At 66.6% G+C, this 1,544-nt stretch carries 2 protein-coding genes; both read right to left on the bottom strand.

Going from position 1 to position 1,544, the window contains the following annotated elements; translation table 11 throughout:
- Positions 1-180: 180 nt before the first annotated feature.
- The gene (locus ACIBB8_RS37865; RefSeq protein WP_398959952.1) at positions 181-363 is read right to left on the bottom strand and encodes a hypothetical protein; all 183 of its coding nucleotides are present in this window, start codon (positions 361-363) and stop codon (positions 181-183) included.
- 223 nt (positions 364-586) lie between these two features.
- Complete coding sequence (locus ACIBB8_RS37870) at positions 587-1,123, bottom strand: hypothetical protein (protein WP_398959954.1); 537 nt, start codon at positions 1,121-1,123, stop codon at positions 587-589.
- Positions 1,124-1,544: the final 421 nt, after the last annotated feature.

Genomic DNA, 1,544 nt, shown 5'->3' on the forward strand with positions numbered 1-1,544 from the left:
CCAACTTGGGCCTAGACACCTCAAGGATCACAGGAGGCGGCGTGTTTCCCGTATCAGGGCAGGTCAGGGCACCCACACATACGGCAGGAGAGCCCATATTTGCCTGTCGGCTGGAGGGCTTCCCCATGATGGCCCCTGCCCACGGCCGTCTCCCGGGAGAGCGGGCCGTGGGCAGGGGTGTCAGGCCATGCAGCCGAGAGCCTTCTTCACCTTCGGCACGAAGTCCACGGTGAAGGCCTGGATGTTCTTACGGCGTTCGGCGACGTCGCCGCCCGACTGACGGCTGATGGTGATCTGTACGACGAGGTGGTTCGCGGTCGCGGCCGCGCAGCCTGTACTGACCATGGCGTTGTAGTCGCCCACCACACCCAGCCTCTCTTCTCTCCTCGGTCGGTACTTCGGTGCTCTTCTTCAGGGCGACCTCGTCGGGGCCATCGGTTCGGGTGTTGCCGTAGCGACCCTTCTGGGCGGCCCCCATCCTGAGCCCGGCGTCGGGCAGTTGACCCATCCGCCCGTCGGCTGGAGGGCTTCCCACGATGACGCACGCCTGCAGCCGTTTCCCGGGAGACGGCTACGGGTGTGGGTGTCAGGCCGTGCAGCTGAGCGCTTTCTTCACCTTCGGGACGACGTCTAGGGCGAAGGACTCGATGTTCTCGCGCCGCTGGGTGACCTCGCCGGTGGACTTGAGACTGACCTCGACGTACACGATGACGTACTTGGCGTCGGGCGCAGCGCACTTCGCGCTGACCATGGCGTTGAAGTCGCCCACCGCGCCCAGTCCGTCGAACGGCAGCTCCGCCGTCTTCGCCCGGTTCTTGAAGCGAAACTCCTCCGACTCGTCCATCGGGTCGTAGAGCTTGTCGACCTTTTCGAGCCGGAGGTTGACCACGAGCCATTCGTCGACCCAGATGGCGCAGTTGCCCACGCCCGTTGCCAGGGGCTTGCCCAGGACCTGGAACTTCTTCCCGTCCACCAGGAACGGGTCGAGTGCCTTTTCGCTGATCGCGACCCCGCACGCCTCCTTCGGAACTGCGTAGTCGCGGCCCCCACCGCACGCGGCGAGGGACAGCGCGAGGCCGATGGTGAGGGCGCAGGTGGCGGTGCGGGGAAGTGCGTTTGCCATTGGACGCTTTCGATTTCTTCGGTCGGCACACGGTTCAGCTCGAAACATCGGCCCAGGGATGACGGGCGGCCGAGAGTGCGGTCGGTAGGACGAGCAGTGAGCTGCTCTGCGTGCGGGATGGGACGAGGTCGCGGAGCGGGGGCCTGAGCAACCGGAGTGCGGAGTGCGGGCGGAAGAGAGGCCCCTGCCCACGGCCGCCCCCCCGGGAGAGTGGGGCAGGGGGTGTCAGACACCCCATGTCGTTTGAGGTCAAGCGGCGGAGGTGTGGGCGTGGTGTGACCAGGCGGTCGCTTCGTCGTAGAGGGTGCGGGTTTTGAGGCAGCCGTGGACTCTGCTGCTCAATTCCGTGCGGCGTGACGGTGGGCGCGGGATGATCGTCCGTGCGGCCGTTGTCCCGTCGTGCGGCCGTGGGGGTGATGCG

Source organism: Streptomyces sp. NPDC051286, assembly GCF_044455345.1.
In the GTDB taxonomy this organism is placed as follows: Bacteria; Actinomycetota; Actinomycetes; order Streptomycetales; family Streptomycetaceae; genus Streptomyces.

Bases quoted from the DNA above. Each gene is read 5' to 3' on its own strand.
- ACIBB8_RS37870 (WP_398959954.1), bottom strand. From the start codon at position 1,123: ATGGCAAACGCACTTCCCCGCACCGCCACCTGCGCCCTCACCATCGGC.